The organism is Candidatus Aenigmatarchaeota archaeon (assembly GCA_016932615.1).
In the GTDB taxonomy this organism is placed as follows: Archaea; Aenigmatarchaeota; Aenigmatarchaeia; order QMZS01; family QMZS01; genus JAFGCN01.
The window spans coordinates 1-5,802 of the sequence record JAFGCN010000005.1; the positions used below are offsets into that span (position 1 = coordinate 1).

General features: G+C 47.9%; 5 protein-coding genes. All 5 read left to right on the forward strand.

What is annotated here, in order from left to right; genetic code table 11:
- Positions 1 to 213 precede the first annotated feature (213 nt).
- Positions 214 to 600, forward strand: coding sequence for a ribosomal protein S19 family protein (locus JW727_00795; GenBank protein MBN2094562.1), 387 nt, complete (start codon positions 214 to 216; stop codon positions 598 to 600).
- A 2-nt stretch (positions 601 to 602) separates the two neighbouring features.
- The gene (locus tag JW727_00800; protein ID MBN2094563.1) at positions 603 to 1,283 is read left to right on the forward strand and encodes a hypothetical protein; all 681 of its coding nucleotides are present in this window, start codon (positions 603 to 605) and stop codon (positions 1,281 to 1,283) included.
- Between the two features lie 171 nt (positions 1,284 to 1,454).
- Positions 1,455 to 2,720 carry a hypothetical protein gene (locus tag JW727_00805; GenBank protein MBN2094564.1) on the forward strand — a complete coding sequence of 422 codons (1,266 nt, stop codon included), beginning with the start codon at positions 1,455 to 1,457 and terminating at the stop codon, positions 2,718 to 2,720.
- Positions 2,721 to 2,745: 25 nt separating this feature from the next.
- Positions 2,746 to 3,369 (forward strand): hypothetical protein, encoded by a 624-nt coding sequence (locus tag JW727_00810; GenBank protein MBN2094565.1) that lies wholly within the window; start codon positions 2,746 to 2,748, stop codon positions 3,367 to 3,369.
- Positions 3,366 to 5,802, forward strand: a 2,437-nt coding sequence (locus tag JW727_00815) for a hypothetical protein (protein ID MBN2094566.1), incomplete at its 3' end; no start/stop codon positions are given. The genes JW727_00810 and JW727_00815, both read left to right, overlap by 4 nt.

Here is a 5,802-nt window from a genome sequence, read left to right on the forward strand (position 1 = left end):
GAATGTCCTGAAGGTCCTTTACCGAAAATTCCATAGAATTACTTATCAGTATAAAAGCAAAATTAAACCGTAAAACCATTACAGGAGTATTGCCTTAAGGGTACAGGAAACTGCCCTCCTTTTGGGGCCTCTGGAAACAAAAATCCCTTAGTGAGGGACTAACCCTCGTCCATATTCAACCAAGCACCCTTTTAATTTTTATCTTTTAATTTTATGGCAGAATTCTTCTACAGGGGAAAAAACCCGGAAAAGCTCACTAGAGAGGAGTTTCTTAAGCTCCTTCCCTCCGGAGAGAAGAGGAAGGTAAAGAGGGGCTTTACAGAGCAGGAAAAGAAGCTTTTGAAGAAAATCGCCAAATTCGAGGCGCAGAAGGGGAAAAAGCTCATAAAAACCCACTGCAGGGAAATGATAATTCTTCCGGAAATGATAGGCCACAAGCTTGGCATACACAAGGGAAAGGACTTTTTTGCGCTTGACATCTTGCCTGAATACGTCGGGCACCGGCTCGGGGAATTCGCCCCAGGAACAGTAATCGTCAAGCACGGAGCCGCCGGAATCGGAGCATCGCACGGGACCAAGTTCTCGGCAACAAAGAAGTAACTATGTACAGCAATGAGATTAAGGGAAATACGGCAAAGGCCTGCAACTACAATGCGAGAGTTTCCTTTAAAAATTCCAAGTTCGTGTGCAGGGCCATAAAGGGGATGGATGTGCAGAAGGCAAAAAAGTTCCTTGAGGAAGTCCTTGAAAAAAAGAGGAGCATAAACGGCAAATACTACTCAAGTATCGCCTCAGAAATCCTTATGCTTATAAAATCTGCGGAAAAAAACGCAGAATTCAAAAATCTTGACCTTAATAACATTTTTGTGGCGCATATTGCCTCTGCCAAAGGCACCACAATGAGAAGGCGAAGGCACAAGAACAAGATTGGAAGCAAGCTTAAGGCGGCCCACCTGGAGGTCATCTTGAGGGAAAGGCCAATTGCGGGGGCAGCAAAAGCAGTCTCCAAAATCCCGGCAGCGCCGGAAAAAGCCGTGCCTGCCACCAAAACAGAAGAAACTGCAAAAGAAGTGGAAAAGGTAAAGGAAGCTGTCAAGGAAAAGGCCAAAACTGAGGCAAATGCAAAAATTGAGACCAAAAAGGAGGAAAAAGCTGCTGCTGAAAAGCCAAAGGAAAAAAAAGAGGTTGCCAAAAAGACAAAAGAAGCCCCTAAGGCCGATGGAAAAGCCGAAAAGAAAGAAGCGGCAAGGCCAAAGGAGAAAAAAGAGGCAAAACCAGAATAAAGCAAGTAGATACCGTTAGCCCAAAATTCCAAGGTACAGATAAGTTCTGCTCAAAAGATTAAAAAACCAATTTACAAGGCACATACCTTGGGTTGTACTGGCAAGAGGGCATAGCTACTCCTAAGTGAAAAATATATATACTAAACTCAAATAGTATTGTGGTGATATTCTATGAGAGACAAACTTCAGTACCGTACAGACCGCTTTAATGCGGATACGCTCTTCCGAGATAATAAACCACGCCGTTCTGCACAGCCGGGAGCGCCCGATTCATCCCACCCTGTCGGCACGGCTCTAGTTACGACGACCCTGCTTTTGGGAACTGCTGCGGCGGCCGAGGATATCTCTCCTGATACGCTAAAGGACCTGTCAAAAGCGGTAAAATACCTACAAATGGGTGCTGACCTCACGCCTGGAGTAGATGCCAAATCGATAGTCGAAGAAAGGTACCTTGCTCTAGCCAATGGCTCATTTGGGGGTATCAAAGGGGGATACGGAGCAAAAAATGCAAGGGCCAATGCGCTCGAACAACTAGAAAACTCTCAAAAAAAAGGACCTCTCACGAGAGCGCTTTCTCTTTTAGGTTGTGGCGCTCTAGCGCAAGATTACTCCTGTCCCGGTTTTGACGGCTCTGAATATGCTCACTACACCATTCCAATAAATTCCTCCTCAACATATCAACCCCTCATATATGATCCCTTTAAAAACGAGTCCATATTCAGAACAGACCTATCAAATGACACTATCCGGCTGGTTTTTCCCAGCACCCCGGAACATATGAGCAATACCACAATGCCTGTCACCGACTACTATTTCCAGGACCCCTCCACCGGAAACCAAATAACAGCCTACCAAACATACACTCTTAACTTCGTCGACAGCCTTTCCGCTAACCTGGACGTGGTGCTCAACCACACCAATCTCCGGTTAAATAAAACAAAAGAAGTTCCCATCGGCACAGACGGCACTGGCAGCATGACCTACTATGATGCCACTTTGTATGACCCATTCAATCCGGACTGTGCATGCGAAGTCCCAGTCTCCTACAATTTTCCGGGCAGAAGTAGCGCGAGAAACAACACCACAATGGAAGACCTTTTGGCATGTGTACGAAAAGATGGCTTACTGGATGTGCGCAAGCTCTCCAGCACGTTTGGAAACTTCTCGACAAAGCCCGGCGAAATAGAAAGCTTGATGCGCGGACCCTATAGCCTGGAACTAACAGTGGTATACAACTCCGGAGGGGAGCGAACCTATGGCCCAATATTCAAGGATATCCCCGCCATGCATGTTCCTTGGAATTTGGTTGGAGCAAAGGTTCCGCAAAATCCAAACCAGATCTACCTACTGCTCTATAGGAAACCCTTTGAGGGATTAGCTATCGAAGCATTCAATAGCGAGCTTTCCAGAGTAGAGGAAATTCCCAAGTATGCCTAAGAAAAATAATTAAACTATATGCATTATGGCATACACCCTGCCAAAATACGCTCTACTTCTTCTCATAATAGTCTTAATTGTTGCCGTTGCAAGCTCTCAGAAGCCCACCCAAAAAGAGACCTCGTTTTTTGAATTACAGCCCGAAGCAATCCTTTTGTCAATTTCGTTTGACGGTTGGACCCGAAGCAACCTTACGGCAGGGTCGAAAAACTGTGAAGAGATAAGTCTGCCGGATGGCAGATTCGCCTATTGTGATACCCCTGGCTTAAAGGAAAGCTCATATGTTATTTGGAGTAAAGTTCCTCCAGAAGAGGGTTTTTTTAGGAAAGTAATATCCGCTGAAATCTTTGAATTTGAAGATAAATCCTACGTGAATACATTTAACCTTACTGAATCGTTCCGGATAGCACCTGCGCTCATAAGCCAGACTGAATCTGGAAAACTGCGCATCGACAAGTACGGTGCCACGCTGTTCAGTTCAGAAAACCACCCCGATAACACCACTGAACCTCAGAAGGACTCCGAAGAATTGAAAAGTGAAACCCTCTACTTTGATTTGGTTCAAGGCGAGACGAAGGCCATTGTCCTTACCTATTACGAGCAATACGAGGCCGAAGTCCAGCAGATAGTCGAACAACTGGCAAGATGAAATACCTTCCCCTGCACGAGATTGCTTTATTTTGCCTCATTCTTAACGTCTTTGGGGGGCTAGCAGCAGCGGCATGTACCTGCGGCTCCTGCCAGTACTGCGTTTCGGGTCACGAAATATGCAGTGCCACCTGTTGGAGAACCTGTACCGATCCAGAAACGGGGGAGGATTATTATTGCAAGCCCTATTGCTGCGAACGTACGTTCTGTTGTGAAGTCTGCAGAAATTATTGCGCTGGAACAGACAGCAGCTGCGGCTGCACCTCTTGTAGCGATTGCACGGCACAGAACGGCTGGTACAATAATGGAGCGCCCTACGCCTGCTGTGTTGGAGAGTCCAGATGCACCTGCCAATACCAGGATTATAGAAACTACCACTGCTCTTCTACGTCATGCACATTCGAGAGTTGGCTGCATAGAACAATCCGGTATGACTGTTACGACTGCAACAATAACAACCACTACCTGTGCTATGGCAATGACCTTTATTTCAGAGATTACTTCTGTTCTGGTGGTGCTTGCAGTTACACCGACTCCTTCGTAAGAGACTGTTGCGGGGGAGAAGCATATGCTTCAGACGGTGACGGCGGAAATAACCCTTCCGTTACTGCGGGTTGCAGTGGGGGGATAGGGGCTGGCTGCAGCGGCAGCTCATGCTACACAACTCCCGGCGCAAGCGGAACAGACCATTGTGAAGGAACCTGCCATACAGGAATAAATGGGTGTTATTTCAGAGAATACTTCATTGCCGATTCCAGCGACGGGTGCAGTGGCCCAGACACCTGCACGTCAACAACCCATGATGCAGACACGAACCCAAATACCTGCAACACCTGCCGCATCCAAAGGGACTCAACTCTCAGGTGGAACCTCGGCTGCTCGGGAGGGACAAGCTGCGCGTCTTCACCAAACACCTGCTGCGGGGATGACTCCGCAGAATACAATTCTACTTGCCAGTGCAACCCGGTTTCCTGCGCATGCGGCGGGGACCAGGAGGCCTGCTGCAGGACAAGCGACAGCTGCGTGTGGAGCGGAGGATGCTACCTTCACGACCACCAGGCGGACATCGACATAGACGGAAGCATAGAATACTGCTATCACGGGACTTGGTTTGCTTTTCCCGACCTGAACTCTAGCGAAACAAACCTATCCACAAACATTTCCATTGTCGACAGGGACAAGGAAAGCGCGGACACCCATGACAAAATCCTCATCACAATCAGGGTTTACGACCAGGACGACTGGGATGCCAGCCACATCTACCTCACAATCCAGAATCCTTCCGGGGGCATAGAGATAAACCCGCAGGAGCTTTTCGGCGGATATGTCGACTCCAAGCACTGGATTGCAAATTACACTTACGACCCCAGAAATGACGCTCCCCTTGGAAAGTACGACGTAACGATAAAAGCGGTAGACCTGAGGGGGTACTCCGCGCAAAAGACCTTTGAGGACGCTTTTACCGTAGAAGACCTCAATATAGCAACCACCTGGAGCGGAAACACAACTGACATTTACTTTACGGGAAACGCAAAAGAGATTTTTGCCAACCTTGGAATCTCGGAGATAATCTCGCAAAACTGCAGCGAGCCCTCCATAGTGGACATACCTGACGGAAACAACGATACGCGCAAGGACTATGTTTCCTTGCGGCTTTGCGGGGTAAACAATCTCACTGCGGGAACGTGCACAGTTTCGGCAGGGGCTTTCACCTGTTACGTCCAGGACATCAAAATCACAAACAAGTCGCCGTCTCTTTCTTATGTGCTTACCGACCCAAACCACATATCCGGGAGCCAGGACATATATGTACGGCTAAATGGGACAATAAATGGCTTTGGCATAACTGACCCGGACAAGTATGTAAACCCCTGGCAGAACCTGACTTACCTTGTAGACTGCCAAAACACCGAAAACGTCGGCTGGTGGGGTGAGTTCTTCAACCAGACAAAAACAAAAATCCACTCGCCATCTTCCCTGAACCCCACAGGGGAAACGCACATTTCAGTCGATTACAGCGAAAGGCAGGCTTACGTAAACCTCCGTGCGCCCGGAAGAACGCAGTTCAGCTATAATTCCCTGGCAAGCTTCGTTCTGGGAAAGTACGAGTATATCGCCGACCTCAGGTACTTCTGGCCAGAATATTTGGGTGGTTACGGCTTCACTCCATTCAACTACCAGATTGCAAACAGGAGCACGAATTACACCATTGCCGCAATTGACATAACACACCACACCCTTCCTAAAAGAGTGATACGTGGAGAACTTATAGAGGGTGTGGTTGGCGGATACTTCATAGCATCCATGGACATTGATTACTGGGAGGTCGTGCAGGCAGCCAAGTACAGATGCACAAACAAGACAACTGAAGGGCGGTATTGGGTTACAAGCCACAATGTGACTTCGGGAAACGATACCGTGGAAATTCCCGAGA

Bases quoted from the DNA above. Each gene is read 5' to 3' on its own strand.
- JW727_00795 (MBN2094562.1), top strand. From the start codon at position 214: ATGGCAGAATTCTTCTACAGGGGAAAAAACCCGGAAAAGCTCACTAGA.
- JW727_00800 (MBN2094563.1), top strand. From the start codon at position 603: ATGTACAGCAATGAGATTAAGGGAAATACGGCAAAGGCCTGCAACTAC.
- JW727_00805 (MBN2094564.1), top strand. From the start codon at position 1,455: ATGAGAGACAAACTTCAGTACCGTACAGACCGCTTTAATGCGGATACG.
- JW727_00810 (MBN2094565.1), top strand. From the start codon at position 2,746: ATGGCATACACCCTGCCAAAATACGCTCTACTTCTTCTCATAATAGTC.